The sequence below is a fragment of the Pseudomonas alvandae genome, from assembly GCF_019141525.1.
Taxonomy (GTDB): Bacteria; Pseudomonadota; Gammaproteobacteria; order Pseudomonadales; family Pseudomonadaceae; genus Aquipseudomonas; species Aquipseudomonas alvandae.
Map to the genome: position 1 here is coordinate 3,523,331 of NZ_CP077080.1, position 26,812 is coordinate 3,550,142.

General features: G+C 62.7%; 23 protein-coding genes. 8 read left to right on the plus strand and 15 right to left on the minus strand.

What is annotated here, in order from left to right:
- Window positions 1-7: 7 nt before the first annotated feature.
- The 3 genes from tolQ to KSS97_RS15715 all read right to left on the minus strand — a co-directional run bounded on the left by tolQ (window position 8) and on the right by KSS97_RS15715 (window position 5,278).
- Window positions 8-715, minus strand: a complete 708-nt coding sequence (gene tolQ, locus KSS97_RS15705) for a protein TolQ (RefSeq protein WP_030140678.1) — start codon at window positions 713-715, stop codon at window positions 8-10.
- 64 nt (window positions 716-779) lie between these two features.
- Window positions 780-2,633: a phytase gene (locus KSS97_RS15710; protein ID WP_225936125.1), complete on the minus strand. Its 1,854-nt coding sequence runs from the start codon at window positions 2,631-2,633 to the stop codon at window positions 780-782.
- A gap of 122 nt (window positions 2,634-2,755) precedes the next feature.
- Window positions 2,756-5,278: a TonB-dependent receptor gene (locus KSS97_RS15715; protein ID WP_217859551.1), complete on the minus strand. Its 2,523-nt coding sequence runs from the start codon at window positions 5,276-5,278 to the stop codon at window positions 2,756-2,758.
- Between the two features lie 489 nt (window positions 5,279-5,767).
- Between KSS97_RS15715 and KSS97_RS15720 the strand changes: the two genes are divergently transcribed.
- Window positions 5,768-6,682, plus strand: a complete 915-nt coding sequence (locus KSS97_RS15720) for a GGDEF domain-containing protein (protein WP_217859552.1) — start codon at window positions 5,768-5,770, stop codon at window positions 6,680-6,682.
- Window positions 6,683-6,691: 9 nt separating this feature from the next.
- Complete coding sequence (locus tag KSS97_RS15725; RefSeq protein ID WP_217859553.1) at window positions 6,692-7,729, plus strand: AraC family transcriptional regulator; 1,038 nt, start codon at window positions 6,692-6,694, stop codon at window positions 7,727-7,729.
- A 167-nt stretch (window positions 7,730-7,896) separates the two neighbouring features.
- On the opposite strand, the gene KSS97_RS15730 is transcribed toward KSS97_RS15725, so the two are convergent.
- The 3 genes from KSS97_RS15730 to nirB all read right to left on the minus strand — a co-directional run bounded on the left by KSS97_RS15730 (window position 7,897) and on the right by nirB (window position 11,452).
- Window positions 7,897-8,337 carry a CBS domain-containing protein gene (locus tag KSS97_RS15730; protein WP_217859554.1) on the minus strand — a complete coding sequence of 147 codons (441 nt, stop codon included), beginning with the start codon at window positions 8,335-8,337 and terminating at the stop codon, window positions 7,897-7,899.
- 182 nt (window positions 8,338-8,519) lie between these two features.
- The gene (gene nirD, locus KSS97_RS15735; RefSeq protein WP_030140672.1) at window positions 8,520-8,891 is read right to left on the minus strand and encodes a nitrite reductase small subunit NirD; all 372 of its coding nucleotides are present in this window, start codon (window positions 8,889-8,891) and stop codon (window positions 8,520-8,522) included.
- Complete coding sequence (gene nirB, locus KSS97_RS15740) at window positions 8,891-11,452, minus strand: nitrite reductase large subunit NirB (RefSeq protein WP_217859555.1); 2,562 nt, start codon at window positions 11,450-11,452, stop codon at window positions 8,891-8,893. The genes nirD and nirB overlap by 1 nt, the downstream gene beginning before the upstream one ends.
- Before the next feature lie 559 nt (window positions 11,453-12,011).
- Between nirB and KSS97_RS15745 the strand changes: the two genes are divergently transcribed.
- Together KSS97_RS15745 and KSS97_RS15750 are read left to right on the plus strand one after the other, a co-directional pair.
- The gene (locus KSS97_RS15745) at window positions 12,012-12,425 is read left to right on the plus strand and encodes a CBS domain-containing protein (RefSeq protein WP_030140670.1); all 414 of its coding nucleotides are present in this window, start codon (window positions 12,012-12,014) and stop codon (window positions 12,423-12,425) included.
- Window positions 12,426-12,454: 29 nt separating this feature from the next.
- Window positions 12,455-13,438, plus strand: a complete 984-nt coding sequence (locus KSS97_RS15750; protein WP_217859556.1) for an SDR family oxidoreductase — start codon at window positions 12,455-12,457, stop codon at window positions 13,436-13,438.
- Here KSS97_RS15750 and KSS97_RS15755 read toward each other — a convergent pair.
- The 3 genes from KSS97_RS15755 to KSS97_RS15765 form a co-directional block, all read right to left on the minus strand.
- Window positions 13,427-15,034, minus strand: a complete 1,608-nt coding sequence (locus KSS97_RS15755) for an alpha-amylase family protein (protein ID WP_217859557.1) — start codon at window positions 15,032-15,034, stop codon at window positions 13,427-13,429. The two genes, KSS97_RS15750 and KSS97_RS15755, sit on opposite strands and share 12 nt — an antisense overlap.
- Window positions 15,035-15,044: 10 nt before the next feature.
- Entirely contained in the window at window positions 15,045-16,571 is a 1,527-nt protein-coding gene (locus tag KSS97_RS15760; RefSeq protein ID WP_217859558.1) for an alpha-amylase family glycosyl hydrolase, read from the minus strand.
- Between the two features lie 256 nt (window positions 16,572-16,827).
- Window positions 16,828-17,457, minus strand: coding sequence for a TetR/AcrR family transcriptional regulator (locus KSS97_RS15765; protein WP_030140667.1), 630 nt, complete (start codon window positions 17,455-17,457; stop codon window positions 16,828-16,830).
- Window positions 17,458-17,543: 86 nt separating this feature from the next.
- On the opposite strand from KSS97_RS15765, the gene KSS97_RS15770 reads away from it, so the two are divergent.
- Entirely contained in the window at window positions 17,544-18,176 is a 633-nt protein-coding gene (locus KSS97_RS15770; protein WP_217859559.1) for an NAD(P)H-dependent oxidoreductase, read from the plus strand.
- Here KSS97_RS15770 and KSS97_RS15775 read toward each other — a convergent pair whose 3' ends face one another.
- Window positions 18,177-19,739 carry a L,D-transpeptidase family protein gene (locus KSS97_RS15775; RefSeq protein WP_217859560.1) on the minus strand — a complete coding sequence of 521 codons (1,563 nt, stop codon included), beginning with the start codon at window positions 19,737-19,739 and terminating at the stop codon, window positions 18,177-18,179.
- Between the two features lie 162 nt (window positions 19,740-19,901).
- On the opposite strand from KSS97_RS15775, the gene KSS97_RS15780 reads away from it, so the two are divergent.
- The 3 genes from KSS97_RS15780 (at window position 19,902) to KSS97_RS15790 (ending at window position 23,234) form a co-directional block, all read left to right on the plus strand.
- A complete protein-coding gene (locus tag KSS97_RS15780; RefSeq protein ID WP_030140664.1) occupies window positions 19,902-20,582 on the plus strand; it encodes a murein L,D-transpeptidase catalytic domain family protein in 681 nt (226 codons plus the stop codon).
- 104 nt (window positions 20,583-20,686) lie between these two features.
- Entirely contained in the window at window positions 20,687-21,640 is a 954-nt protein-coding gene (locus tag KSS97_RS15785; protein WP_217859561.1) for a class I SAM-dependent methyltransferase, read from the plus strand.
- A 142-nt stretch (window positions 21,641-21,782) separates the two neighbouring features.
- A complete protein-coding gene (locus tag KSS97_RS15790; protein ID WP_217859562.1) occupies window positions 21,783-23,234 on the plus strand; it encodes an MFS transporter in 1,452 nt (483 codons plus the stop codon).
- A 64-nt stretch (window positions 23,235-23,298) separates the two neighbouring features.
- Here KSS97_RS15790 and KSS97_RS15795 read toward each other — a convergent pair whose 3' ends face one another.
- The 5 genes from KSS97_RS15795 to KSS97_RS15815 all read right to left on the minus strand — a co-directional run bounded on the left by KSS97_RS15795 (window position 23,299) and on the right by KSS97_RS15815 (window position 26,674).
- A complete protein-coding gene (locus tag KSS97_RS15795; protein ID WP_198796402.1) occupies window positions 23,299-23,625 on the minus strand; it encodes a four-helix bundle copper-binding protein in 327 nt (108 codons plus the stop codon).
- Window positions 23,626-23,778: 153 nt separating this feature from the next.
- On the minus strand, window positions 23,779-24,381 hold the full coding sequence (locus tag KSS97_RS15800; RefSeq protein WP_181288800.1) for a LysE family translocator: 603 nt from the start codon (window positions 24,379-24,381) through the stop codon (window positions 23,779-23,781).
- A gap of 54 nt (window positions 24,382-24,435) precedes the next feature.
- Window positions 24,436-25,272, minus strand: coding sequence for an AraC family transcriptional regulator (locus tag KSS97_RS15805; protein WP_217859563.1), 837 nt, complete (start codon window positions 25,270-25,272; stop codon window positions 24,436-24,438).
- Between the two features lie 132 nt (window positions 25,273-25,404).
- Entirely contained in the window at window positions 25,405-25,830 is a 426-nt protein-coding gene (locus KSS97_RS15810) for a GlcG/HbpS family heme-binding protein (RefSeq protein ID WP_030140658.1), read from the minus strand.
- A 67-nt stretch (window positions 25,831-25,897) separates the two neighbouring features.
- A complete protein-coding gene (locus KSS97_RS15815) occupies window positions 25,898-26,674 on the minus strand; it encodes an ABC transporter substrate-binding protein (protein WP_408636603.1) in 777 nt (258 codons plus the stop codon).
- Window positions 26,675-26,812: the final 138 nt, after the last annotated feature.

Below are 26,812 nucleotides of genomic sequence, written 5' to 3' on the forward strand. Positions count from 1 at the left end.
TCTCCCTTCACGCGGCCGTCGCCAGGTTTACCGAGGCGCCGTGCAACTTGTGGTGCAAGCGCGCCTGCAATTCGTTGCCGAAGGCGTAATAACGGGTCAGCAGCGTCTGCCCGCGCGCAGCCAGTCGGTTATACGCAACCACCGCCGGAATCGCGGCAAACAGGCCGATGGCCGTGGCGATCAAGGCTTCGGCGATGCCCGGCGCCACGGTGGAAAGGCTGGCCTGTTGCACCTGGGACAATCCCAGGAAGGCATTCATGATTCCCCAGACGGTACCGAACAGGCCGATGTAAGGGCTGACCGAGCCGACGGTGGCGAGAAACTGCAGGCCCTTTTCCAGCTGGATCTCCTGTTCGCTGATCGCCACGTGCAGCGAGCGTTCGACGCCTTCGAGCACCACGGCAGGGCTGCCCGAAGGCAGGCTCAACTGGGTGAACGCTTGGTAACCAGCGTGGAAAACCGGCAACACGCCGCCGTCCTCCGCTCGGGCCTGGGCCGTTTCGCGGTACAGCGGCAGCAGATCGGCACTGCTGCGAAAGCGCTGGAGGAAACCGTTGAATTGGCGCTCGCTGCGCTGCAGCACGCTGCTGCGCTGGATGATCAGGTACCAGCTCAGCAACGAAGCCAATAACAGTGTGAGCATGACCGCCTTGACCAGCAGGCTCGCGTCGCTGATCAAGCCCCAGATCGTCATGTGTTCCAGTGTGGCTTGCATGGGTTGAACTCCTGTCGGGCTGCTATTGCATGAAATGTTCGTGACCGGTTGATGACGGCGCCGCTCAAGGCAGGCCTAGCGCTTTCGCCACGTCGGCCCAAGGCACGAACTTGAAGTTCTGGGCTTGCTCAGGCATGCGCTTGCGCCCGTCCTGGACCACCAGCAGGCCTCGGCTCCAAGCCCCCCCGAGGTTGGCCGAAACCACCTCCAGGCCGTCGGTTTCCGAAGCACCGTCGATTCGCGCCGCGGCGTTCAACCCGACCCTGAAGGTTCCACGCACGGCATAGGGCGGCTGGGCATCGAGCACCACGTAGCTGTCGTTGCCCTGGCTGGAGATCACCAGGTAGTCGTGGCCGGCGCTTTGGTACAAGGCGATGCCTTCGACGTCAGCGTGCAGTTGCGCGCCGACCTTGATCACGCTGCCCAGGGTTGCCGGTTGGTCGGCACGGGCATCCATTGTCCAGACGCCGACGTCTTCCTCGCCGAGAAACAACCGTTGGCGCAGGTCGTCGGCCACGCAGCCTTCGGGTTGGCTGTCGACGCTGAACTGGCGCACCAACTCGCCCTTGATCGAGCCATCCGCAGCGTGCAAGCGGTATTGCAGGTATTGCCCATCCTTGCCATTGGCGAAGGCATACAGCTCGCCGCTGTCGGGCTGGAACAGGCAGATCCCGTAGATTTCCTTGAGCGGCGTCGGGACTTCGCCAGCTTCACGCAACTCACCGCTGGCGCGATCGACGCTGAACAGGCTCAGGCTGTTGCGGTCACGGTTGCTGGCGACGGCCAGGTCGACAGTCTGCGAGCCCAACTTGAAGCCGCTGCGCACATCGACATTGTTGAGGCGACCCACCGGCAGCTCTTGCAACAACTTGCCTTGCAGGTCGTAAGCCAACAGGCCTTGCTTCTTGTTGGTGCCCAGCACTCGACTCAGGGCGGGTGTGGTCGGGTGGACCCAGATCGCCGGGTCATCCGCCGAATCACCTTGGCGGGCGACCGGCTCGCTCTGGGCGATGGCGGCCACGTTGGGCAACCTCGGTGCCAATGGCACCGGGGTGGGCTGCCAATCGATGTCGCCTTGGTAGAGGCGGCCATTGTCATCGTCACGCAGCAACAGTTGGGCGCCGGTTTTCGTCAGGCGCACGGCGAGGCTTTCCGGCTCCTTCAGGCCCGTTAGCGGCACCCTGGCCTGGGCGACCCACGCTTGGTCCTGCTGTTGATACAGGTGCAGTTGCGCCGCTTGCGGGTCCAACCCGAGCATGCCCCCGGGCAGCGCGGCCATGGCACCGGCCACTTGGCGGATATCACCGAACGGTGCCCGCATCGCCACGGGCGCCCGCACGGACTCGGCCTCGGAGGACGCCGGATAAGCCCACCATCCCACCCGCTCTTCATTGACGAACAATTGGTTGGCGTCGTCCTGTACCTGGCACGTCGTGGCATCCGGCGGCAACGGCAGGCCACGCACCCGTTGCGCGGGCTCGCTGAGCTGCTCGCCATGGCCCACCAGCCACTGCTCGCCCCGGCCTTCTTCACCCACCAGGAACACGAACAGATTGCTCGCCTCGTCGCGGTACAGGCACAGGCCGTTCACCGGAAAATCCCGCGCTGGCAGATAAAGCGGTGTGCCCCACTGGCGCTTCTGCGGATCAAGGCTGACCAGCAGCGCTTGCTGGCGGTCGCTGTCGAGGCTGGTCACCAGCACGTTTGCGCCAAGGACGCGGGTATCCAGGCTATCGAACGCGCCGTTGAAGCGGCTCAGTTCACGCCCTTGGTCATCGAGCAGCAACAACCCATCGCGTCCGGCCAACAACCGCCCGGTGGCGGCCTCGCCAGGCAGGAACGCCACCGCGTTCGCCGACAGGTCCTGGGCCCAGGGTTGCAGCTTCAGGCTCGGAGCGGCCTGTGCGTGGCTGGTCATCAGGCAGGCGATCAACGCCAGCAGGTAATGCTTGGGTAAAGACAGCTTTGTATTCAACGGAAAAATCCTTGTCATGGAGCCAAACTTGAACGGCTCCCTCGCCACAGCGGATGGGGGTCTATTCAAAAATGGGTAAACGTCAGCCCCAGCTTGTAGGTCGGTCCGTATTCCTCGTACTGGCCGTTGTAGGAACGGTGGCCGGTGTAGACGAAATACGGCTCGTCAGTGAGGTTCTGGGCTTCCAGGCTGACTTGAAGATTCTTGGTCAGCGAATAGCGGGCACTGAAATCGACGAAGGTCTGGGCATCGACATACAGGTCATGGTCGCGGTCGCTGATGGAGGCCAGCTCATACAGGTAGGCCGATTTGTAGTTGGCAGAGAGGCGCAGGCTGAGTTTGTCGTTTTCCCAACCCAGCATCAGGTTGCCGACCGTGTCCGACTGGTTTGGCAGGTCGATGCTGCGCTTGCGCTGGGTGCCGCTGGCCTGGTCGAACCCTTCGATTTGCGCATCGGATCGACTGAACGTCGCGTTGCCGCCCAGCAGCAGGCCGTTCCATGGCGCTGGCAGCCAATCGAATTTTTGCGAGTAAGCCAGTTCCAGGCCATAGAGCTTGGCGCTGTCGCCGTTGGCGAAACTGTGGGCTTCGGCGAAATCGGTCCAGGCGCCAGTGCCGGCCAGGTCGGTGTTGTAGACGAAGTTCTGGATGTCCTTGTAGAACACGAACGCCGAGACGGTGCCGGCGCGGCCCATGAAGTGTTCGATGCCCAGGTCCAGGTTGCTCGATTCCAGCGGCTTGAGGTCCGGGTTGCCGAAGGTGGCCTCGTCATCGTCGATGACAAAGCCCGGCGCCAATTGGCCGAAGGTTGGCCGTACCACGGACTTGGTCCAGGCCGCGCGCACCTGGGTGTTCTTGTCCAGTTGATACCGCGCATGCAGGCCTGGCAGCCAATGGTGATATCGGCGGCGGGTATCGGTGTCGGTGAAGACCCCATCGGTGACGCCGGTGCCCTTGGCCTCGAACTCGGTGCCCTCGTAGCGCATGCCGGCGATGAAGCGCCAATCGTCGACATCGAGGGTGTTCATCAGGTAGGCGGCGTTGATGTCTTCGCTCATCTTGAAGTCGTTGACCCGCGACTCCTGCTCATCGAAGAAAGCATCGCGGTCGAGGCCTCCCAGCAGTTGCTTGATCGCGTCGGCGCTGATACCCGGACCGAACCGGCCGAGGCGGTAGTCCACGGTGCCCTTTTGGAACTGGCCAAGATTGAGTTGCTCGTCGGTGAAGCCCAGGTTGTCGAAATCCTCGTAGACCCAGGCGTCGAGATCGTTGTCCTTGTCGCGCCGGCTGACCTTGCCGCCGAACTTCATCTGGGAGGCGTAGCCTTTCAAGTCGTAATCGCGGGCCAGATCCAGGCGCATGTTCTTCTCGGTGTCGGTGGTTTTCTGTTGCTCCCACTCCACCTTGTCGAGGCTGAAGTTGTTGGGATCGTAGAAGCCTGGGCCAATGATCGGCCGCGGCTTGTCGCTGTCGTAGAAACCGCCGTCAAAACCATCGATGCCCTTGAACGTTGCGCCGGCAATATGGCCGGGGCTGTCCTCGCTGGACTCGCTGTAGCCGGCCTGGCCACTCAAGGTCCAGAGACCGAACAGGCGCTCGCCGCCGAGGACATAGGATTGGATTTCCTGGGTCTCTTCACGCTGCTTGAGCTTGCGTTCGCCCTCGGCAGGCCCGATTTCGCCTGGTGCCTGCGGGTTGTCGAAGGCAATGCTGGCGGCGTTGCGGGTTTCGGTGTCCTTGTAGCGGCTGTACAGCGTGCGCAGGTAATAGCTGCTGAAATCGTCAGGCTTGTAGTCGAAATTCAGCCCGCCGCCGGCGCGCTCGCGGCGGATGTCGTAGTCGCGCTGCTCGAACTCTTCGAGCCGTGAGCCTTGCTCGAAATCCCAGGCACCGCCGGTTTCGACGTTGTCCGAACCGAAGTCACGCTTCTGCCAGCTCAGCGCGGCAGCGACGCCGAAGTTGTCGATGCCGTCGCCCAGGCTGAAACGATCGCTGATGGCGCCGGAGAATTTCGGGCTGGTCTGGGCGGTGTTCTTGTCATAGCTGGCTTCGCTGCTGCCGGTGTAGAACAGGCCTTCATGATCGAAAGCCGAGAGGCTCTTGACGTCCACCGTACCGCCCAGTGAGTTGGCGTCCATGTCCGGCGTCAGGGTCTTGATCACCGACAGCGACTGCACCAGCTCCGAGGGCAGCACGTCGAGGGCGACCGCGCGACGCTCGCTCTCCGGGGCGGGCACCAGCGTGCCATTGATGGTCACGCTGTTGAGGTCCGGCCCCAGCCCCCGCACGCTGACGAAGCGACCTTCGCCCTGGTCGCGCTCGACGCTGATGCCCGGCAGGCGCTGTACCGCTTCGGCGACGTTCTCATCCGGCAACTGCGCCACGCCGTCGGCGTGCACCACGCTCTTGATGCTGTCGGCGCTGCGTTGCTCCTTGAGGGCCTGGTCGATACTGGCGGCCTGGCCGACCACCTCGACGTGCTCGGTGGCCGATGGCTCGGCAGCGCTCAATCGCTCGCTGGCCACGGCCATGGCCAAGGCGGTAAACGTAAAACCGACGAGCCCGGCGGTGCTGGTGCGGTGCTGCATGGTGGTCCTCCCCCAGGAATCCGAATATCCGCCAGGCAACGGCCCGGCAACTGGGAGGGCACGCTAGGGGTGGGGAATGACGGTTCTGTGACAGGGCTTGGCTGGAGGGGCTGCAATCAGCTTATTTAGGGGGGCTGGCGAGCCTGAATGAGCTGAAATGACCTACTGGAACCGCGCTCGGAAACTCCGTGGCGAGGGAGCTTGCTCCCGCTGGGCCCTGTAGGAGCTGCCGAGCGAAGCGAGGCTGCGATCTTTCCAAAGCCCATTGAGTTGAGAGCGAAGGTTCTGGATCAAAAGATCGCAGGCTTCGCCAGCTCCTACAGGCCCAGCGGGAGCAAGCTCCCTCGCCACGGGGCGGTGTTGCCGCAAAAAATCCGAATAACCGATGAGCTGATTCGACCTCCCCCACCCCATCAACCACCGTCACCGCCCTGTCACATTCATCTGCTGTGCTGGGCCGCATTCCGCTTCTGGCAAAGGATTCCGGCCATGTTTTCCACGCTCCGCCCGCACCGTCTCAAACTCGCCCTGCTACTGCTGGCGGCGAACCTCGGGCTGATCCTGCATCTGGCCAACGGTTCGATCAAACCCGTGGAGCAATGGATCTGGCTGGACATTCTCGGCGAGGGTGGCTCGGCGCTGCTGGCGCTGGTGTGGCTGGGCCTGGTCCTGAAAAGCCGCCCCGCCGGGCGGGTGACCAACTACCTGGTCCTGGGCCTGAGCTGCATTTTCTTTTCCTGGTGGATCGACAGCCTCGACGAGTTCATCCATCTGCCCGACACCATCACCTGGGATCATTGGCTCGAATCCGGACCGATGCCGGTGGGCATGATCCTGCTGACGCTGGGCATTTACCATTGGCACCGCGAGCAACTGGCGATCAACGGGCAGATGGAGAAGCGCGAGCGGCTGTTTCGCGAGCACCGTCTGTTCGACAAACTCACGCCTTTGGGCGGCGCGGACTTTCTCAAGCATGAACTGACCGCCAGCCTGGAGGACAGCCGGCGCCGGCAGCAGCCCCTGTCGCTGTTGGCCCTGGACCTCGACAACTTCTCCGCGATCAACCAGCGTTTCGGTCACAGCGAAGGCGACGCCGTGTTGCAAGCCGTCAGCCAACTGCTGGTGATGAACCTGCGGCGCCAGGACCTGGTATGCCGCCTCGCCGGTGACCGCTTCGTCGTGCTGCTGCCCGACACGGGTGAAAGTCAGGGCCTGCGCCAGGCCAAGGAGCTGGAACAGGCGGTTCGCAGCCTCGCCCACAAGACCCGGCAGCACGGCGAACGCTTGCAACTGGCGGCCAGCACGGCGGTGGTGATGGCGTTCGACGAATCCCCTGAAGCCTTGCTCAAACGCCTGAACCTGACGCTGGCCCAAACCCGGCACACGCTGGCGAAAAGCGCCTGAGGCTGGCTGATGACACTCAAGACCCATTGGTACGAATCCGACAGCCGCTTCATTGCGGGGCACTATCAACCGGCGGCGCTGATCGACCTGGCGCTGTCGCGGGACATCGACAGTCATCGCCTGCTGCGCGGCACCGGCCTGTTCCACGACGATATCCTCGCAGGCCGAAGCCGCATCAGCCCGCAACAGTTTCTCGGCCTGATCGATAACAGCCGACGGCTGCTGGATGCCAACGACAGCAGCTTCCTGTTCGGCCAGCGACTCTTGCCCGGCCACTACGGACCGGCCAGCCATGCCCTGCGTCACGCCCAGAATCTGCATCAGGCGCTGGACACACTGCTCGACTATCAACTGCTGCTCAGCCCGTTGGCCGCACCTCGTTTGTTGCTGGACGAGCATTACGCTTACATCCACTGGCTGGACAGCTGCGGCGCCGATGAGCAGTGGCGCTTCGTGCTTGAAGCCAGCATGACGTCGATGGTCGCGATGAGTGCCTGGCTCAGCGGTGAACGCCTGCCCTGGCAATGCAATTTTCGCCACGACGAACCGCGTTACGTCGAACAATATTGGGTGCACCTGGGCGAGAACAGCCAGTTCAATCGACCGCTGGATATGATGCGCCTGCCCCGTCATTGCCTGGCCCAACCCTGGCCCAACACCTCGGCGACCGCAGGCCAAGTCGCGCGGATCGAAGCCCGGGAGCAGGTCGACCAATTGGGTTTCGCGTCGAGCTTCCTCGACTGCCTCTACGACTATCTGCATGCCCACGTACAGCAAACGCCAAGCCTGGAACAGACCGCACAGGCCTTCGCCATGAGCCCGGCGACGCTCAAGCGCAAGTTGCACAAGCACCACACCGGGTTCCAGCAACAGGTGGATCGGGTGCACACGCACGTGGCGCTGTACCTGTATCAGGTCAAGGGGTTCAGCAACGAGGAAGTGGCGCAGTACCTGAGCTTCAACGATACGGCGAACTTTCGCCGCTCGTTCAAGCGCTGGACCGGCAGTACGCCGAAGCTGATCCGGCAACTGCTGGCGTTGGGATAGGAGCTGGCGACCCTCTGGGGGCGATGGGTGGCTGCGGCGAGGAAGCTTGCTCTCGCTGGACCGGTCCGACACCTCGGGTGCAGCAGGCCCAAGATCCTGCGGCCGCTGCGCAGCCGAGCGGGAGCAAGCTCCCTCGCCACAAGAGCACTGTTGGAGCCGATGCAGACTCAATGCCCGCGAATGTAATGCTCCAACTGCCGGATCAGGTCCGCTTGCTCGACGAGTGATTCCTTCACCAGATCGCCAATGGACAGCAGTCCGATCAACTCGCCGTTATCCAGCACCGGCAGGTGTCGCAAGTGGCTGTCGGTCATGACTGCCATGCAGCGGTCGATGCTCTGCTGACTGTCGGCGGTGATCACCGGTGTGCTCATGATGGTGCGCACCGTAGTGCCCACGGATGAGCGGCCCTTGAGCACCATTTTGCGCGCGTAATCCCGCTCGCTGAATACCCCCACCACTTGCCCGCCTTCGATGACCGGCAATGCGCCGACGTTTTTCTCGGCCATGATCTGCAACGCTTCGAGCACGGTCTGCTCCGGTGCGATGCTGTGGACCTGCTGGTTCTGCACGCTCTTGAGTCTTACCAGTTGGGCGGCGGTTTTCATTGTTAATCCCCGATCTCAAACAAAAGTGACCGCTGTCGTGGCGAGGGAGCTTGCTCCCGCTCGGTTGCGCAGCGACCGCAAGATTTTGGGACCGCTGCGCGGTCCAGCGGGAGCAAGCTCCCTCGCCACAAGAGCACTGCTAGAGCGCTGCTAGAGCACCACAACAGCAACCATGGAACGGATCAGTCTTCGCCAATCTCCACCACATCACCGTTGAGCCGCACCGGCCACACCCGCAGGCGCTGCTCGGGGTATTCCAGGCAATGGCCGTCTTCCAGGCGGAAATGCTGCTTGTACATCGGCGAGGCAATCACCAGTTCGCCCTTGATGTTGCCCAGCAATCCACGACCGATGACGTTGGCGCCGGACTTCGGGTCGCGGTTGTCGACGGCGTACAACGGCTTGTCCGCATGTTCCGGCAGGTACAGCAGCGCCACTTGGTTGCCGTCATGCCAGGCGACCACGCCGGAGTTCGGTACCAGGTCCTCGCGGCTGCACAGGGCGCGCCATTGCTGGGGTTCTTGAGCGATACGAACGACGTTTGACTGGCTCATCAGAGCACCTCCTCGGTGACGGGAATCAGGTGAAGTTCGCCGGCATGCACCGGCCGGCGCTGGCCGCGCTCGCGGACGAAATGAACGTCCGGATCGCCGCGCTTGTCGTTGACGAAGGTCCGGAAGCGCTTGAGTTTTTCCGGGTCCTTCAAGGCGTTGGCCCACTCGCATTCGTAGCGGTCGACCACCAGCTGCATCTGCGCTTCGAGCTCGGCACCCAGGCCCAGGCTGTCGTGGATGATCACGTCCTTGAGGTAGTCCAGGCCACCTTCCAGGCTTTCACGCCAGACCGAGGTGCGTTGCAGCTTGTCGGCGGTGCGGATGTAGAACATCAGGAAGCGGTCGATGTAGCGGATCAGCGTCGCGTCGTCCAGGTCGGTGGCGAACAGCTCGGCGTGGCGCGGACGCATGCCGCCGTTGCCGGCCACATAGAGATTCCAGCCTTTTTCGGTGGCGATGACGCCGACGTCCTTGCTCTGGGCTTCGGCGCATTCACGGGTGCAACCGGACACGGCGAACTTGAGCTTGTGCGGCGAGCGCAGGCCTTTGTAGCGGTCCTCGATGGTCAGGGCCATTTGCACGCTGTCCTGCACGCCGTAGCGGCACCAGGTGCTGCCCACGCAGGACTTCACCGTGCGCGTCGACTTGCCGTAGGCGTGGCCGGTTTCGAAGCCGGCTTCGATCAGTTCGGCCCAGATGTCCGGCAACTGGTGCAACTGCGCGCCGAACAAGTCGATGCGCTGGCCGCCGGTGATCTTGGTGTAGAGGTCGTATTTCTTCGCGACGACGCCGATGGCGATCAGTTTGTCAGCGGTGATTTCCCCACCGGCAATGCGTGGTACCACCGAGTAGGTACCGTTCTTCTGCATGTTCGCCATGAAGGTGTCGTTGGTGTCCTGCAATGGCACCAGGTGCGGATCCATGATCGGCTGGTTCCAGCACGACGCCAGGATCGAACCCACCGCCGGCTTGCACAGGTCGCAACCGGTGTGGCCGCGACCGTGTTTGGCCAACAGCTCTTCGAAACTGATGATCCCTTCCACTCGCACCAGCGCATACAGCTCCTGGCGGGTGTAGGCGAAATGTTCACACAGGCTCTTATCGACGCTGACGCCACGGGCGATCAGTTCGTGCTCAAAGACTTGCTTGACGAGGGCCGCACAACCGCCGCAGCCGGTGCCGGCCTTGGTGTCGCACTTGAGCTGGCCGAGATCGGTGCAGCCGCCGTCGATGGCCGAGCAGATCGAGCCCTTGGTGACGTTGTGGCACGAGCAGATGGTCGCGGCTTCAGGCAACGCCGCCGGGCCGAGTGTCGGGGCGCCTTCGGAGGACGGCAGGATCAGGCTGGCGGCATCCTTAGGCAAGGCGATGCCGTTCTGCATGTACTGCAAGAGCGTGTCGTAGTAGCTGTTGTCGCCGACCAGTACGGCGCCAATCACGCGCTTGCCGTCAGCATCGACCACCAGGCGCCGGTAGCTGGCGCTGGTTCCGTCGATGAACTGGAAGCTGCGCGAACCCGGCGTATGGCCGTGCGCGTCGCCGATGGAACCGACATCGACGCCCAGCAGCTTGAGCTTGGTGGACATGTCTGCGCCGGTGAAGGCCTCGCCGGTATCGCCACAGAGGCGCGCCGCGACGTTGCGGGCCATCTGGTAGCCCGGCGCGACCAGGCCAAAGATGCTGCCATTCCACGCCGCGCATTCGCCGATGGCGTAGATGTCCGGGTCGCTGCTCTGGCAATGATCGTCGATCACCACGCCACCGCGCGGGCCGATTTGCAGCTCGCATTGGCGGGCCAGGGCGTCCTGGGCGCGGATACCAGCGGAAAACACGATCAGGTCGGTTTCGAGGAAATCCTCGCTGCCGAAATTCATCCGATAACGGTATTGCTCACCCGCGCTGATGGATTGGGTGCCCTTGGACAAATGCACGCCGACGCCGAGTTTCTCGATGCGCGCCTTGAGGGCCAGCCCGCCCTGCTCGTCCAGTTGCACCGGCATCAGCCGTGGGGCGAATTCGACGACGTGGGCTTCCAGGCCAAGGGTTTTCAAGGCGTTGGCCGCCTCCAGGCCCAGCAGGCCGCCACCGACCACCACGCCACGACGGGCATTGCTGGCGGCGTTACGGATGGCGTCGAGGTCTTCGAGCGTACGGTAGACTAGGCAGGAATCGCCTTCGGCGCCCTGGATCGGTGGCACGAACGGGTAAGAACCGGTGGCGAGCACCAGCTTGTCGTAGCGGATGCGTTCCCCGGCGGTGACCACTTCGTGCGCCTGACGGTCGATTTCCAGTACCGGCACGCCCAGGTGCAGCGTGACGCCAGGGGTCTGGTACAACGAGGCTTCGCCCAAGGCCAGCGATTCGGCGTCCCGGCCGGAAAAATACTCGGACAGGTGCACGCGGTCGTAGGCACGCATCGGCTCTTCGCTGAAGACATGCACGCGGTAATGGTTGAGGGCGCCGCGCTCGATCAGTTGCTCGACGCAGTGGTGGCCGACCATGCCATTGCCGATCACGATCAGCGTTTGCAGCTTGTTCAGGGAAGCAACGTTGGAATTCATAAAAGCACCCGACAAAAGCCCATCACGGTTTTTTGAAAGCAAAAAAAAGACGCCTGAAACCTTGCGGTTCCAGGCGTCTTTGCCTGTTCTGTGCGGTATCGATCCGGCGACTGCGCCCTGATCTACCGTTATCCCCCGGCCTGCTGGCACTCGATCTTCGTTGACCGACGGGGCTGCCCACTCGATTGTGTTCACGGTGGACCTGGACAACGTCTTGCAGCGAGCGTGCCAAACCTTGCTTGACCAGCCGCGACAACCTCATGGGCATCCCACAATCCCCTGTGGGAGCGGGCTTGCCCGCGAAGAGGCCCGCCCTGCCACCTCAAGCTGACCGGCGCCAGCTACCGTTTCACTAGCACCACCCTCTGCCTTGCGATGGTGCGGCAACCCACCTGCGGCTTCATAAAAGTGCACCCCTTCAAACCCGCCGGCAAAAATCCTGAACCATCGCCAACCCCGATTTTCACAATAAGTGAGGAGCCCGTCCGGTCGCCGCACAAGCAACTCGCGACGCCTGACAGTGGCTTGTTGTCCACCCCGAAACGAAGGAGATTCAACGATGAAAATCAATGAAATCATGAGTCGGGAAGTCCGCACGATCTCGCCTGATACCCCACTGCGCGAAGTCGCGCTGATCATGCGCCAGGCCGATATCGGCGCGCTGGTGATCAATCAGGACGACCGCATGGCCGGGATGGTGACCGACCGCGACCTGGTGGTTCGAGCCATGGCCGAAGGCATGAACATGGACACCCCGGTCAGCCGGATCATGAGCGATGAGGTGCGCTATTGCTTCGATGACGAAGAGATCGATCACGTCGCCAAGAACATGGCCCAGATCGAAAAGCGCCGCCTGCCGGTGGTGAACCGTGACAAGCGCCTGGTGGGCATGGTCTCGCTGGCCAACGTCGCCAGTTGCAACGCCGATAAAGTCAGCGCCAACCTGCTGCGCGGCGTCGCACGACCTCACTGACCCTTGGAAGGAGCTGCGGAGCAAGCACAATGGATGAGCGAAACCCACCTGTGGTGGTGATCTGTGGTTCCACCGCCGGCGTCGGGCGCGCCACCGCACACCGATTCGCTGTCGCGGGCTACCGGGTCGGCTTGTTGGCCCGGGGCGAACAAGCATTGGCGGCCACGGCGGAAGAACTGGATCAATTGGGTGCGACGTGCCTGGGGATCAGCGTCGATGTCGCCGACGCCGAAGCGCTATTCGATGCGGCTCAACGAATGGAGCGGGAACTGGGACCGGTCGGCGTGTGGGTCAACTGCGCGATGGTCACGGTGTTTTCGCCCATCCGCCAGTTGAATGCCGAGGAAGTCCGCAGGGTGACCGAGGTGACTTACTTGGGTACCGTCCACGGCACCCTCGCGGCGCTGGACCTGATGGGACCGCGCAATCGTGGGGTGATTATCCAGGTCGGTTCGGCGCTGGCCTACCGCGCCATTCCGCTGCAGGCGGCCTATTGCGGGGCCAAGTTCGCGGTGCGAGGCTTCACTGATTCCTTGCGCTGCGAACTGCTTCACGAGCACAGCGATATCAAGGTCTGCATGGTGCAACTGCCTGCGATCAACACACCGCAGTTCGATTGGGCGCGCAACAAGTTGGGCAAGCGTGTGCAACCGGTGCCGCCGATTCATGACCCGGACGTGGCCGCCCGGGCAATATTCAGCGTGGTCAAGCGTACGCCCAGGGAATTGTGGCTGGGTGCGGCCTCGCTCAAGGCCATCGTCGGCACTTGCCTGATGCCGGGACTGCTCGATCGCTTGCTGGCCCGTAACGCCTATTCAGGACAGATGACCAACGAGGATGACGACCCTCAGCGCCCGGATAACCTGTTCGAACCGCAGGAGCCCTTGCATCGTACCCGTGGGCGGTTCAGCGGCCGCTCACGGGACTCCGCGTTGGCCCTGAGTTCGACCCAGGTATCGGCGCTGCTGCTCGCCACCGGCGGTTTGCTGGCAGTCGTGCTGCTATTGTTTTGAGCCGACGCGGCGGAACCACCGATAACCGTATCCGTGCAAAGTCAGGCCCGATTGTTTCGTGGCCGGGTACGGACTGTCGGACAACACTTCCTCGAAACCCTCCAGGTCCATTTCCCGCAACCGCACCGTGACCGCGTCCTTGCCGAGGTTCGCCAGCATGATCGAGGTGGCCTCGCAGGCATGGGCGATGGCGAATACCGCCGGATGGTCGACCGTCAGCAGTTGCGCCTTGCCGTCGCCAACTTCCTTCAGGTCCGCGCGGGCCCGCAACAATTGACGTGCCCGGCTCAACAACGATTCGGGGTCTTTCAGTTGGCCTGCAACGTTCAAATGCGTGTAGGCAAACCGCCCTTCATCGATCACCGGGACGGTCGGCCGTCGGGCCGAGGAAAATCCGGCGTTGGCCTGGTCATTCCATTGCATGGGCGTGCGCACCGACAGACGCTCCGGGCGGGACAGGTCGTCGCCCATGCCAATTTCTTCGCCGTAGCGCACGATCGGCGTGCCGGGCAGCGACAGCAACAACGCCTGGGCCAATGCCTGGCGACGCACGTCACCGTCGAGCATTGGCGCCAGGCGTCGGCGAATACCTCGGCCATACAAGCGCATGTCCGGCTCCGGAGCGAAGGCCTGCATCACCTCTTCGCGCTCCTGCTCGCTCAGGCGCTCCAGGTCGAGCTCGTCATGGTTGCGCAGCCACACCGCGTAATTCGCGCCGTCCGGTGGTGCGGGCCGCCGGGTGATCGCCCGTTGCAGGGGTTCGGCTTCGCCGCGGGCCAGGGCCAGGAACAGGTGATTGTTGACCCAGAAATCCAGCACCAGGCCCAGGCGCTCCCCGGTGCCGAAATAATGGCTGTAGCGCTCCGGCTCGACGTCCACTTCGCCCATTAGCACCCCTTCGGGATTGATCTCGGTCATGCATTTGAACAACCGATCCAGCACCCAGACACCCTGCTCTTCATCGCCACCTCCGGCCTGTTCCACCAGATGGGAAGCGGCATCGAGGCGAAAGCCGGCGATACCGAGTTCGAGCCAGTGGACCATGACCCGCTCGATCTCCTCGACGACCCGCGGGTTCGCCAGGTTCAGGTCCGGTTCGTGGCGATAGAACAGATGCCGATAGTACTGCCCTGCCTGCTCGTCCCACTGCCAGATGCTGTCTTCCACCGAGGGAAAGATTGGCTGGTTGCCGTCGTCCACCGGCGTGTCGGACCACAGGTAGTAATCCCGGTAGACGCTGCCCTTGTCCCGTCGTGCCCGGAGAAACCAGGGATGCTGGTCGCTGGTGTGCTGCACGACCAGTTCAAGGATCACGCGGATGCCACGTTCACCGGCCTGCACGATCAGCTGGCGCAAATCCTCTTCGCTGCCAAAGCGCGGGTCCAGCGCCATGAAATCGCTGACGTCATAGCCGGCGTCCTTGAACGGTGACCGATACAACGGCATCAGCCAGAGCGCACCGACGCCCAACGCTTGCAGGTAATCGAGTTGCTGGATGATGCCCTTCAAGTCGCCACGGCCGTCGCCGTTGCTGTCGTAGAACAAGGAAGGATCGATTTGATAGATCAAGGTATTGCGGTGCCAGTTGGCTTTCATCGGTCACTCCTTATCGACACAGGACCAATGCCTGCTCGGCGGCCAGTCGACCGCTGAACGGCTGGCCTTCATCCACCCCGTCGCTGGCGACTTCCACGCGCCAGGGGTCGGCCAGGGGAAACGTCTGCTCATGGTCGGCAAAGTTGATGCAGACCAGGCGCTCGTCGCCCTCGCAACGGCGACGATAAGCCAGCACTTGCGGATGCGACGGCAGTTCTTCCCAGCCGCCCAGGCGCAGCGCCAGGCTGTTGCGTCGGCAGGCCAGCAAGCGGCGGTAGAGCGCCAGCACCGAATCGTCGGCACGTTCTTGCGCCTCAACGGACAGTGCGCCTGCATCGGGTGCAAAAGGCAGCCAAGGCGCCTGTCCCGACCAGCCGTGAGGCGCTTGCTGGGTCCAAGGCAGCGGTGCTCGGCTGCCATCGCGTCCACCGGGATCGACGCGGGTCTGGGCGGTCACTTGGGTATCTTCCAATCCCAGTTCTTCGCCCTGATAGATGAATGGCGTGCCGCGCAGCGTCAGCAACATCACCGCCGCCGCCCGGGCCCGGCGCAATGAGCCGCCGTAGCGACTGCGATGACGACTGTTGTCATGATTGGACAGCACCCAGGTGGGCCAGGCCTGCAAGGGGCCGAGGTCGTTTTCCACTTCGCGGATGCACATGCGAAACACCACCGGATCCCAGGGCGCGTCCAGCGGCGGGAAGTTGAAGGACATGTGCAGCTCGTCACTGGCGCCGTAGTAGGCCGCCACCTGCGCCGTGGACCGGATGTTCACTTCGCCGATCAGCACCCGCTCGCCGGGGTAGCTGTCCACCAGGCGCCGCAGCCCGCGCAGCACTTCATGGCTGTAGGGCTGGTCATTGATCTTGACCATGGTTTCGCCGGCCATGCAGCGCGGGTCGTGGGCGAAGCTCTGGTCCTTGCCGACGCAATGCACTACGTCGACGCGAAACCCATCGACGCCGCGCTCGAGCCAGAAGTGCAACACCTGGTGCATGGCGGCGACGACTTCGGGGTTGTGCCAGTTGAGATCCGGTTGTTGCGGCAGGAAGAAATGCAGGTAGTACTGCTGGCTGGTCTCGTCCCAGGTCCAGGCGCTGCCACCATCGATCGAGGCCCGCCAATTGTTGGGCTGGTCCCGCCAGATGTACCAGTCACGCTTGGGGTTGTCGGGGCGGGAACGCGATTCGATGAACCATGGATGTTGGTCGGAGGTGTGGTTGGGCACGAAGTCGAGCAGCACCTTCAAGCCGCGTTCGTGGGCCTGGGCAATCAATGCATCCAGGTCCGCCAGGTTGCCGAACAGCGGGTCGACGTCGATGTAGTCGCAGATATCGTAGCCCGCGTCGCACATCGGCGAGCGGTAGACAGGCGACAACCACAACGCATCGATGCCCAGCCGTTGCAGATGGTCCAGGCGTGCAGTCAATCCGGGGAGATCGCCAATGCCATCGCCGTTGGCATCGGCAAAAGAGCGAGGATAAACCTGGTAGATCACAGCGTTCTTCCACCAGGGCGAATGGAAGGAGTTGGGCATGTCGCCTCCTCTGATCGCAGTGTTTGGTGGGCAAGACCGCGGCCCCGCCTGATGCCCCTGTTATCAGGGGACATCAGTTAAGAACCGGAAAAGGCGCCTGGGGTTCGTTTTTTCTTGATGGGTGGTGGGTCAGCGGGAGATAGGTTGGATGTGCCGCCGCCTTCGTCGGATCGCCGCCCGGAGCAAGCTCGCTCCCATAGGTCGTGCAAACGACACGAACCCTTGTGGGAGCGAGCTTGCTCGCGAAGACGGTGGGTCAGCTTGAGGAAGTTCCAGCAGCCCGCTCGACCATCGCAACGATGGTCACGAACAACTCCTGCTTGGCCTCGTCCGCGCTGATGTCCCCATTGGCCGCCGCATCGGACAACGCCTCCGCCGCCCCCAGCATCGCCCGCAGGCTCGCTTGGGAAAGACGCCCGTTCCCGGCGAACGGCTCCAGTACCGACCGGCATTTATCCAGGAAGATTCTTTCGTATTCCCGCTTGATGAGCTCCAGCTCCGGTGAACTGCTCAGGGCTGCGCTGACGCCGGGAATTTCCCTGCCCTGAAGCAGCACGCACTCGACGAAGGCATCGGCAATCACCTGCGAACGACTTTCCAGAATGGGCTCGCTGGCCTCGAGCGCTGCGTCCATCAGCGCCGTCTGGCGCGCATCGAAATCCTGGTACAGCGCGGCCAAAAGCCCTGATCGAGTGACGAAATGATCGTAGACGATCGGCTTGGTCACGCCAGCCTGTTCCGCGAGCCGGGCGAGCGTCAGTGCTTCGCTGCCCTCCTCGCGCACCAGCCGCCAGGCGACATCCAACAATTGCCGTTGGCGATCCGCGCGGGCCAGGCGTCGACGGGGCGCCGGGGAAGACGATGAATTTTCTTCGGTGCTTGACATGCTAACTTTACCAACCGTAACTTACTGTTCGTAACTTAACCAAGCATACTCGCTTGACGTTGTGTGATGCCAGAAGGAGATTCGCTATGCACGCGCTAATCGTTGTTGCCCACCATGACCCCCGCTCCCTGACCCATGCGCTGGCCCAGGCCATCGGCGACGGGATCACCCAAGCCAACCGCGCCAATACCTTCGAGATTGCCGACCTGGCCGCCGAAGGTTTCGATCCACGCTTTGGCCTCGCCGACCATGCCGTCCACCGCCGCGAGGCCATGCCACCCGCGGATGTGCTGGCTGAACAAGCGAGAATCGACCGGGCCGACGCGCTCGTGCTGGTTTACCCGATCTACTGGTGGTCGATGCCAGCGCTGCTCAAGGGTTGGATTGATCGAGTGTTTTCCAATGGTTGGGCATTTGATTACAAGCTCGCCGAGTCGTTTACCCAGAAGCTCCAGCGATTGCGGGTCCATCTCGTAGCGCTCGGAGGGGCCGATGCCGACAGTTTCCAACGTCATGGCTACGACCAGGCGATGATCACGCAGATCGACCACGGGATTTTCGATTACTGCGGTGCGCGGGTGGTGAGTTCCGTACGCTTGCTGGAATCGGAATCCCTCGATCCGAAAGCCCATTTGCAAGCCGCGCTTGCCCTCGGCCAGCGGCTGTTTCCGAGGGTCGAAGAAACCTCGCACGCGCAGGTCGACGCTGAGTGCGCCTGATCAGAGTGCACGCTGGCCAGCCGTGGACAACGCGACATCCCGTTGATAGATATCCGGGATGTACACGGCCTGACCCTGGCTGTCCGCCTGCACCGTCCAATAACCCAGCAGGATCGGCAGGGGCTTGGCCAGCCTGAATTCATGAGTCAGCTCGCTGGCCAGCAACGTATCGGTCCGGGTGCGCTCGGCAGGAGTCACCAACAGGTCCCGCAGGTGCATGACTTGCTCGATACGCACGCAGCCCGAACTGAACGCCCGCGGGCCCTTGCTGAACAGCGCCTGGCTGGGTGTGTCATGCAGGTACACCGAGAACGGATTGGGAAAGCGGACCACCAATTTTCCGAGCGGGTTTTTCGCACCGGCATCCTGGCGCAGCATCAGGTCGCCAGGATGTTCCCAATCGATATTTTCCACCGCCAGCGGCAAGCCATCCCGATCGAGCACCTTGAGGTTATGCCGGGCGAGAAACTCCGGGTCGCGGCGAATCTCGGGCAGTTTGTCTTCACGCATGATCGTCGGCGGGATGGTCCACGTGGGGTTGAGCGTCAGGCGAGTGATGCGCGATTTGATCAAGGGTGTCTGGCGTTCGGCACGCCCCACCTGGGTGCGGGTTTGCCACACGGGCGCGCCGCCCTGGTAGACCGTCAGTTGCGCCGCCGCCACGTTGACCAGCACGCTATCGGGCTCCAGGTCCTGGGCCAGCCAACGCATGCGCTCCAGGTTGATGCGCAACTGCTCGCGGCGCATGGCTGGGCTGATATTCAGTTCGGTGACGGTCCAGGGCCCGACGACCCCATCGGCTTGCAGTGAATGATGAAGCTGGAAGCTTTTCATCGCCTCCACGAGGCTCGCGCTGTAATGCTCATCGGCGTCGAGTGGCGGCACGCTGAGGTAGCCTTCGTTGAACAGGCGCCGGGCCAGGGCCGGTACGCGGGCGTCGCGCTTGTCCGGTTGCAACAAGGGGCCGCTGGGCACCGATTGCCAGTTCGCCAGGGGCTGCTGTCGTTGTCTCGCGTAGAGTTCGCGCAGGTCGCGATAAAGCGCCAGGCTCGGCCGCGCCAACTCGAAAGCCTCTGCCGGGTCTTGCAGGCCCGCCACGGCGAAATGCAACACCATGGCCTGCCGGTCCGGCAACTGGGGATTGGCTTTCCAGATCGGCTCCAGGCGATTCTGTGGCAGATGGCCGAAACGCAATTCATGCAGGGCTTGCAGGTAGCGTTGGCTGATGGCGATGTCGGTACAGGCCGCGTTGGCGTAACGGCCCTCGTCCGGCAGGTCGTAACGGGCCGGATCGAGTCCGTCATCGGCCAGTTGCTGTAGCTGGGTTTGCAACGCCTGCAACCGCCCGTCGTCCGTCCAGATCGCCTGGCCTGCGTTTTGCTGGTAAAGCGCCTGCAGGCTCATCACCGTCGGAAAGTCGACGCCACCGGTCAATTCGGGGCAATTGACCGACAGTTGCGCCAGTGTGGTTTGCGCCTGGGCCGGATCGCCGTCCTCGGCCGTAGCGACCAATGGCGCAACGAGCAATAAAAGGCTCAGGTAACATGCGGACTTTTTGAACAACTGCTTTACTCCAATCCATGGCCGTCTCGTTGACGGTGAATTTTGCGACAGGTACGACCCGCCATCATGCAGACAAACAAAACCGGACGGGATGCCGCAAACGAACGCCACCGCAAGCTGCCTTCACCTGTATCGGCCTTCTTGCGCCGTCTCTGCCTGGTCGTGACCGGCCTTGGCATCCTGTGCAGCCCGGCGCTGGCCGAAAAACTCAACGCCCAGCCGCTTTACAACAGCCTCGCCCACGCCGCGCCGGAACTCAATCCCCAAGCGCTGAAAAGTGCCCTGAGTGCGATGCAGTGCGCAGTTGCCAACGGTGCTCGACAGGCTCGCCATCTGGCGGTGATCGACTATTCGCAACCTTCGACGGCCCGGCGCTTGTGGATCTTCGACCTGCGCCAGAAAAAGCTGGTCCTGCGTGATCTCGTGGCCCACGGGCAGAAATCCGGGGAAAACTTCGCCACCCAGTTTTCCAACCGACTGGGCAGCTATCAATCGAGCCTGGGGCTGTTCCGCACCCAGGAAAGCTACCAGGGCACCCACGGCTACTCGCTGCGCATGGATGGCCTGGAACCCGGATTCAATGACCAGGCGCGCGACCGGGCGATCGTCATCCACGCCGCTGACTACGTGAATCCGCTCTGGAGCGTGCGCCAGGGGCGCATCGGCCGCAGCCAGGGCTGTCCCGCCGTGCGTCCGCAAGTGGCGCGGCAAGTGATAGACAAGCTCAAGGGCGGGCAATTCATGTTTTCCTGGTACCCGGACCCGGCGTGGCTCAAGCGCTCGCCCTATCTCAATTGCCAGCCGCAGCAGGTGGCGAGCATCCTCGCGACTAGCGGGGGCTAGCAGCCCTTTTGTGGCGAGTGAGCAAGCTCCCTCGCCACAGGGATTGCAGTGCATGGGTTCGTGGTTAAAATGCCGGCCTTTCGAGTCGCTGGCGTTTTTATCTGATGAACCCTCAAGCCCTTCAAACATTGCAGAGCCATTTGCTGACGGCGCTGGAATCGGCGCCCGACGAAACCCGTCGCCTGTTCCATGGCCGAGGACGCTGCTGGCCGGGGCTGGAACAGATCACCGTCGACTGGCTGCAAGGCGTCGTGTTGGTCTCGCTGTTCAAGGAACCCGATCCAGCGCAACTGGAGGACCTGTTCGCCACGCTGCGCGCCCTCGCCGCCTCGCCCGCCTGGCAACACAGTGGTGCCCACACCCTCGCGGTGCAACATCGGTACCTGCCCGACAGCCTGACCCAATGGTTGGTGGGCGAACCGATCGATGAATGGACCCTGGCCGAAGGCGGCCTGCGTTATCGGATCGACCTGGGCAAGAAGCAGAACAACGGCCTCTTTCTCGATATGCGCCATGGCCGCGACTGGGTGCGCGCCCACGCCCAAGGCAAGCGCGTGCTCAACCTGTTCGCCTATACCTGCGGCTTCTCGGTGGCGGCCATCGCCGGCGGTGCCCGCCACGTGGTCAACCTGGACATGTCCCGCGCAGCCCTGAGCCGTGGTCGCGACAATCATCGCCTGAACGGCCATGACCTGGGCCAAGTGAGCTTTCTGGGGCACGACCTGTTCAAATCCTGGGGCAAGGTGATCAACAGCGGGCCCTATGACCTGGTCATCATCGACCCGCCTACGTTCCAGAAAGGCAGCTTCCTACTGACCAAGGATTATCAGCGGGTGCTGCGTCGCTTGCCGGAGCTGCTGACCGCCGCAGGTACGGTCCTGGCGTGTAGCAACGACCCGGCGACCGGTCCTGACTTCCTCATCGACGGCGTCATGCGTGAAGCGCCCGGCCTGATATTCGAAGAGCGACTGCCAAATCCTCCGGAATTTCCAGATACAGACCCCGCCTGTGGCTTGAAGGCCATGGTGTTCAAGCGTAAGGACCCGGCCATCGACTGAAAACTGCGTGTCGGGATTACACATTTCCACTATTTGATGGATCTTGCTCGCGACTAGACTGTTTCACGTTGTCTGCAGCGTGAACCGGTCCGGTTGCACCTGCGGCAACCTCGAACCCGGACTGTTCAAGGATTGAAGAACCATGTCGCATTCACATTCCTCTGACCCGCGCCAGCGCTGGCGCGCATTGATCGTCTTGTGCCTGGGCGTGCTGATGATCGTGCTCGACGGTACGGTGGTGAACGTCGCCCTGCCCTCGATCAAGGACAACCTGCAATTCAACGACACCAACCTGGCCTGGGTCGTCAATGCCTACTTACTGACCTTTGGCGGCTTCCTGCTGCTCGGCGGTCGCCTCGGCGACCTCTATGGCCACCGCCGGCTGTTTACCCTGGGATTGGCGGCGTTCACCCTCGCGTCGCTGGCCTGCGGACTGGCGCCATCGCAGTCATGGTTGATCACTGCCCGTGCGGTTCAAGGCCTCGGCGGTGCGGTGGTCACGGCGGTGGCCTTGTCGTTGATCATGGACTTGTTCACGGAGCCCGGCGAGCGTGCCAGGGCGATGGGCGTGTACAGTTTCGTCTGTGCTGCGGGCGGCAGTATTGGTGTGCTGTTGGGTGGTTTGCTGACCGATCTGCTGAGTTGGCGTTGGATCTTCCTGGTCAACCTGCCTGTCGGCCTGATCGTCCTGGCCCTGTCTCTCAAGTTGTTGCCCGCCGTGCGTACCGAAGGCAACGGACAACTGGATGTTGCCGGCGCGGTGACCGCCACCCTGTCGTTGATGATCGCCGTGTACGCCGTGGTCAACGGCAATGAGCGGGGCTGGACCTCCCTCCACACGCTGGGCCTGTTGGCAGCCTCGGCCTTGTTGATGCTGGGCTTCATCCTGCTCGAACGCCGGATTGCGCATCCCTTGATCCCGATGAGCCTGTTTCGCCTGCATAACCTGCGCACCGCCAATCTGCTCGCCGTGCTCTGGGCCGCGTCGATGTTCGCCTGGTTTTTCCTGTCGGCGCTCTACCTGCAATTGGTGCTGGGCTATACGCCGATGCAAGTGGGATTGGCGTTCCTGCCAGCCAACGTGATCATGGCGATTTTTTCCCTGGGTCTGTCCGCGCGGCTGGTGATGCGCTACGGCACACGAACGCCGTTGGCGGCAGGCCTGCTGCTCGCCGCCATCGGCCTGGCACTGTTCGCACGGGCACCGCTGGACGGCCAGTTCGTCGGCGATGTTCTGCCGGGCATGTTGCTGCTGGGGTTGGGCGCGGGGATGGCGTTCAATCCGATGTTGCTCGCGGCGATGAGCGACGTGGAACCCAAGGATTCCGGCCTGGCATCAGGCGTCGTCAATACATCGTTCATGATGGGCGGCTCCGTGGGCCTGGCGGTGCTGGCAAGCATTGCCGCGTACCGGACCAAGACGGCCGCGTCCGATCTCGCGCCGCTGGTTGCGCTCAACGACGGGTACCAGATAGCGTTTTTGATCGGCGCAGCGTTCGCGCTGACCGCAGCCGTACTGGCGGGCCTGCTGCTGCGAAGCACCACGACGGGACAGCAGGCGAAGGTCGACTCCGCAGCCCACCCTGCCCCTTGACGGCAGCGGGCGGCAACGGCGGGCATCAAGTGATGCCTGTCGTTGCTGCCGGTCCAGTCGAGTCTCAGGCGGCCATCCGCTCACACGCTTCGGCGCAGGACTGGCAGGCCTTGGCGCAATCCTGACAGTGGCCCGCTTCATGTTTCGCGCATTCTTCGCCGCAGGCACGGCAGATGCTCGCGCAGACGATACAAAGATCCGTCGCCACCCGACTGTCACGCTGCATCAGCGTTGCCGCGAGACGGCACAGGTCCGCGCAGTCACGGTCCAGCTCGATGCAACGGGCCATCATCTGGACATTTTCTTCTTGCAGGCAAGCGCTGGCGCAGGCCTCGCAGGTCATGGCGCAGGCGAGGCATTCGTCGATGCAGGCTTGATAACGGCTGTTCATGGCACTCTCCTTTTTTGAAGGTCGATTCAAACAATGCATACCGCCTGTTCAGGCAGGTATAAGCGTGCGACTCGGCCCATGAACCGGGGGTTTCAAAAGAAAAATTACATTTTCGTCAGCTGGACCCGCCTGCCGGTCTTCCTGCATCCCGGATCAGACCACCAGCGTCAACCACGCCGACACCAGCAGCAACACCGCCATGACACGGTTGAAGCGCCCCATCGCCACGGCGGAACGGCAGAACCTCGCGGCACCGCGCCCCAGGTAGGCCCAGGCCGTCATGCAGGGAATGGATATCGCAAAGAACGCCAGGGACAGCCAGAGCACGCGTACGGTACGGTCCGCCTCGGCGCCGGCGAATACACTGACCACCGCCAACGCCATCATCCAGGTTTTCGGGTTCACCAGTTGCAACCCGGCGGCCCCCGCCAGGCCCAGCCGGGGGCCTTCCACCGGTTTGTCGGGGTCAATGGCCTCGGCGGGCGCGCTGAAAATCTGCCAGGCCATCCAGCTCAGCCAGGCGATGCCTGCCCAGGACAAAACGGTCTGGATCGTCGCGTGCCGGGCCAGCACGTCCCCCAAGCCGGTGCCGACCACCAATACCAGCAACGCAGCGGCAGCACAGGCGCCGAGGATGATCGGCCAGGTGGTCGTCAGGCCAAAGCGAGAACTGTGGCTCAACACCAGGATATTGGTCGGGCCCGGGGTGATGGAGGCGACAAAGGCAAACAAGGCAAACGGCAGCAACTGGTCCATGGAGCAATTTCTCGGTGGATGATCGTAGGGCTGATCATCCCGATGCCGGCGTGGTCAGTCTGGAACAATTGAGCAGCGCTTGCGGTAGTCCGCCGGGCTCATGCGATAGGCGCGCTGGAACCAGCGGCCCAAGTGACTCTGGTCGGCGAAGCCGAGCATGGCCGCCACCGCCACGGCGCTTTCACCACAGGCCAGCAACCGCCGCGCCCGCGCCAGGCGCAGCTGGATCAGGTAGGCATGGGGCGCCAGGCCGAAAGCGGCCTTGAACGCGCGGCTCAGGCGAAAACGATCGACACCGGTGGCCCGCGCCAGGTCGTCGAGGCCGATGTCTTCGCTCAGGTGGCTATGCAGATAGTCGCGGGCCTGCTGCGCAACCAACGGCAGGCGCGGGTCGGGATTGATCCGTGCGCGCCAGTGCAAGTGTTGGGTGAGGTTCGCCAGCAGCGTATCGAGGGCGGTCTGGCGGACGATCAGAATGTCTTGCTCGTGCAGGCTCTGGAAAGCCGTGGCGGTGGCGCTCGCCAGACGCGCGTCATCATTCAGGGTGGCGGCAAAGCCCAGCTGGGCATTGTCCGGCGCTTCATCGAACAAGGAGCGCAGCTCGCGCTCGAGCCAGTGCGGTTCGAGGTACAACGTGCGGTAGGTGAAACCATGTTCGTGGGGTGCGTTTCCGTCATGCAGTTCGCCGGGTTCGAGCAGGAACACTTTGCCCGGTGTGCTGTTGTGTTGCTGCCTTCGGCAATGGAACTGTTGCACGCCCTGCTCCGTCACGCCCACCAGGTAGGCATCGTGCCAATGCGGATCGTAGGCATGCCCCTCGAAATGCGCGCGCACGGTCTCGATGCCGGACGTGGCGTCCTGCTTGAGATCGATCCAGTTGCGCGCGGTCATGGGCTATCTCGTTTATGTATCGGCTGGCTCAGATTAAACGACTTGGATGGGCTGGTCTGGAAGATTTGTGCAGTTCCACCCCAGCATTGTGTTCGCTCCCACAATGGATTGAGGTGCAGCCCCTCCTAGCCATCAAGCATCCGGCGTAATCACCGGCAACACGGTCTCCACGGCCAACCGTGCCAGTTCCGCATCCTCTTCGGCCTTCACCCCGGAAACCCCGATGGCACCAATGCACTCGCCATCGTGGCGGATGGTCACGCCACCTTCGAGCATGCCTTGCAAGTGCGGGGCGCTCAGGAAGGCCAGGCGACCGCCGTTGATCATGTCTTCGAAGACCTTGCTGTCACGCCGGCCCATGGCGGCGGTGCGGGCTTTTTCGGTCGCGATGTAGGCCGATAAGGGCGAGGCACCGTCCAGGCGCAGCAGCCCCAAGGGATGCCCGCCATCGTCTACCACGCAGACCGATACGGCCCATTGGCGCTGGTGAGCCAGCTCCTTTGCCGCCACCAGCAACTGAGCAACATCCTGCTCGGTGAGTACCGCTTTGGTTTTCATGAGTCACTCCGTGCTGTGCGATGAGTCCCGCCGACTAACGCCTGCGGGATCCAGGTCATTGCGATGATTATTCGCCGTAGATATCGAAATCGAAATACTTCTGGCGAATCCGGTCATAGGTGCCATTGGCGCGGATGGTTGCCAGGGCCTGGTTGAAACGGCTCGCCAGCGGATCGTTCTTGCGCACCGCAATGCCAATGCCCGTGCCGAAGTATTGTTCTTCGACGAAATTCGGGCCAACAAATTCAAAATCCTTGCCTTCCGGGCGCTTGAGCAAGCTTTCGTCGATCACCACCGAGCTGGCCATCGTTGCGTCCAGGCGGCCGCCCAGCAGGTCGAGGAAGATTTCGTTCTGCGAACCATAGCGGATTACTTCGGCGCCCGCCGGGGCAAATTTGTCGGTGACGTAGCGATCGAAGTTGGTCGCCCGCTGCACGCCGATCCGCTTGCCCTTGAGCTGCGAGGGAATCTCGCTGATGCCGCTGCCCTTGCGAAACACCAGGCGGGCCGGGATGCGGTAGTAACGGTTGGTGAAGTCGACCGATTTCATGCGCTCCGGCGTGATCGACATGGAAGAAATCACCGCGTCGACCTTCTTCACCTTGAGTGCCGGGATCAAGCCGTCGAACTCCTGTTCTATCCAGTCGCAGCGAACCTTCATTTCGGCGCAGAGGGCCTGGCCGATGTCGTAGTCAAAACCGACGATGGCGTTGTCCGGGGTTTTCGAGGCGAACGGTGGATAGGCCGCTTCGATGCCGATGCGCAACGAGTTTTCCGCGGCGTTCAGGTTGGCGCCGAACGCCAGCAACGAGACGAGGCCCAGCTTGAGTGCAATGCGTTTGATGTTCATTCATTAGCTCCGGATGCAATGTTATTGAGTTCGGACGCTCGGCGAAAAGTCGTCCGTTATGGCAGCAGCAACGTGAACAAGCGCGGGCGACGGCTCTGGTGGTCGTCTTGCCCGGTAACGGCAGAACAGCGG

Excerpts from the sequence above, each read along its gene's own strand:
- tolQ (WP_030140678.1), bottom strand. The coding sequence starts at position 715 with ATGCAAGCCACACTGGAACACATGACGATCTGGGGCTTGATCAGCGAC.
- KSS97_RS15710 (WP_225936125.1), bottom strand. The coding sequence starts at position 2,633 with ATGACCAGCCACGCACAGGCCGCTCCGAGCCTGAAGCTGCAACCCTGG.
- KSS97_RS15715 (WP_217859551.1), bottom strand. The coding sequence starts at position 5,278 with ATGCAGCACCGCACCAGCACCGCCGGGCTCGTCGGTTTTACGTTTACC.
- KSS97_RS15720 (WP_217859552.1), top strand. The coding sequence starts at position 5,768 with ATGTTTTCCACGCTCCGCCCGCACCGTCTCAAACTCGCCCTGCTACTG.
- KSS97_RS15725 (WP_217859553.1), top strand. The coding sequence starts at position 6,692 with ATGACACTCAAGACCCATTGGTACGAATCCGACAGCCGCTTCATTGCG.
- KSS97_RS15730 (WP_217859554.1), bottom strand. The coding sequence starts at position 8,337 with ATGAAAACCGCCGCCCAACTGGTAAGACTCAAGAGCGTGCAGAACCAG.
- nirD (WP_030140672.1), bottom strand. The coding sequence starts at position 8,891 with ATGAGCCAGTCAAACGTCGTTCGTATCGCTCAAGAACCCCAGCAATGG.
- nirB (WP_217859555.1), bottom strand. The coding sequence starts at position 11,452 with ATGAATTCCAACGTTGCTTCCCTGAACAAGCTGCAAACGCTGATCGTG.
- KSS97_RS15745 (WP_030140670.1), top strand. The coding sequence starts at position 12,012 with ATGAAAATCAATGAAATCATGAGTCGGGAAGTCCGCACGATCTCGCCT.
- KSS97_RS15750 (WP_217859556.1), top strand. The coding sequence starts at position 12,455 with ATGGATGAGCGAAACCCACCTGTGGTGGTGATCTGTGGTTCCACCGCC.
- KSS97_RS15755 (WP_217859557.1), bottom strand. The coding sequence starts at position 15,034 with ATGAAAGCCAACTGGCACCGCAATACCTTGATCTATCAAATCGATCCT.
- KSS97_RS15760 (WP_217859558.1), bottom strand. The coding sequence starts at position 16,571 with ATGCCCAACTCCTTCCATTCGCCCTGGTGGAAGAACGCTGTGATCTAC.
- KSS97_RS15765 (WP_030140667.1), bottom strand. The coding sequence starts at position 17,457 with ATGTCAAGCACCGAAGAAAATTCATCGTCTTCCCCGGCGCCCCGTCGA.
- KSS97_RS15770 (WP_217859559.1), top strand. The coding sequence starts at position 17,544 with ATGCACGCGCTAATCGTTGTTGCCCACCATGACCCCCGCTCCCTGACC.
- KSS97_RS15785 (WP_217859561.1), top strand. The coding sequence starts at position 20,687 with ATGAACCCTCAAGCCCTTCAAACATTGCAGAGCCATTTGCTGACGGCG.
- KSS97_RS15790 (WP_217859562.1), top strand. The coding sequence starts at position 21,783 with ATGTCGCATTCACATTCCTCTGACCCGCGCCAGCGCTGGCGCGCATTG.
- KSS97_RS15795 (WP_198796402.1), bottom strand. The coding sequence starts at position 23,625 with ATGAACAGCCGTTATCAAGCCTGCATCGACGAATGCCTCGCCTGCGCC.
- KSS97_RS15800 (WP_181288800.1), bottom strand. The coding sequence starts at position 24,381 with ATGGACCAGTTGCTGCCGTTTGCCTTGTTTGCCTTTGTCGCCTCCATC.
- KSS97_RS15805 (WP_217859563.1), bottom strand. The coding sequence starts at position 25,272 with ATGACCGCGCGCAACTGGATCGATCTCAAGCAGGACGCCACGTCCGGC.
- KSS97_RS15810 (WP_030140658.1), bottom strand. The coding sequence starts at position 25,830 with ATGAAAACCAAAGCGGTACTCACCGAGCAGGATGTTGCTCAGTTGCTG.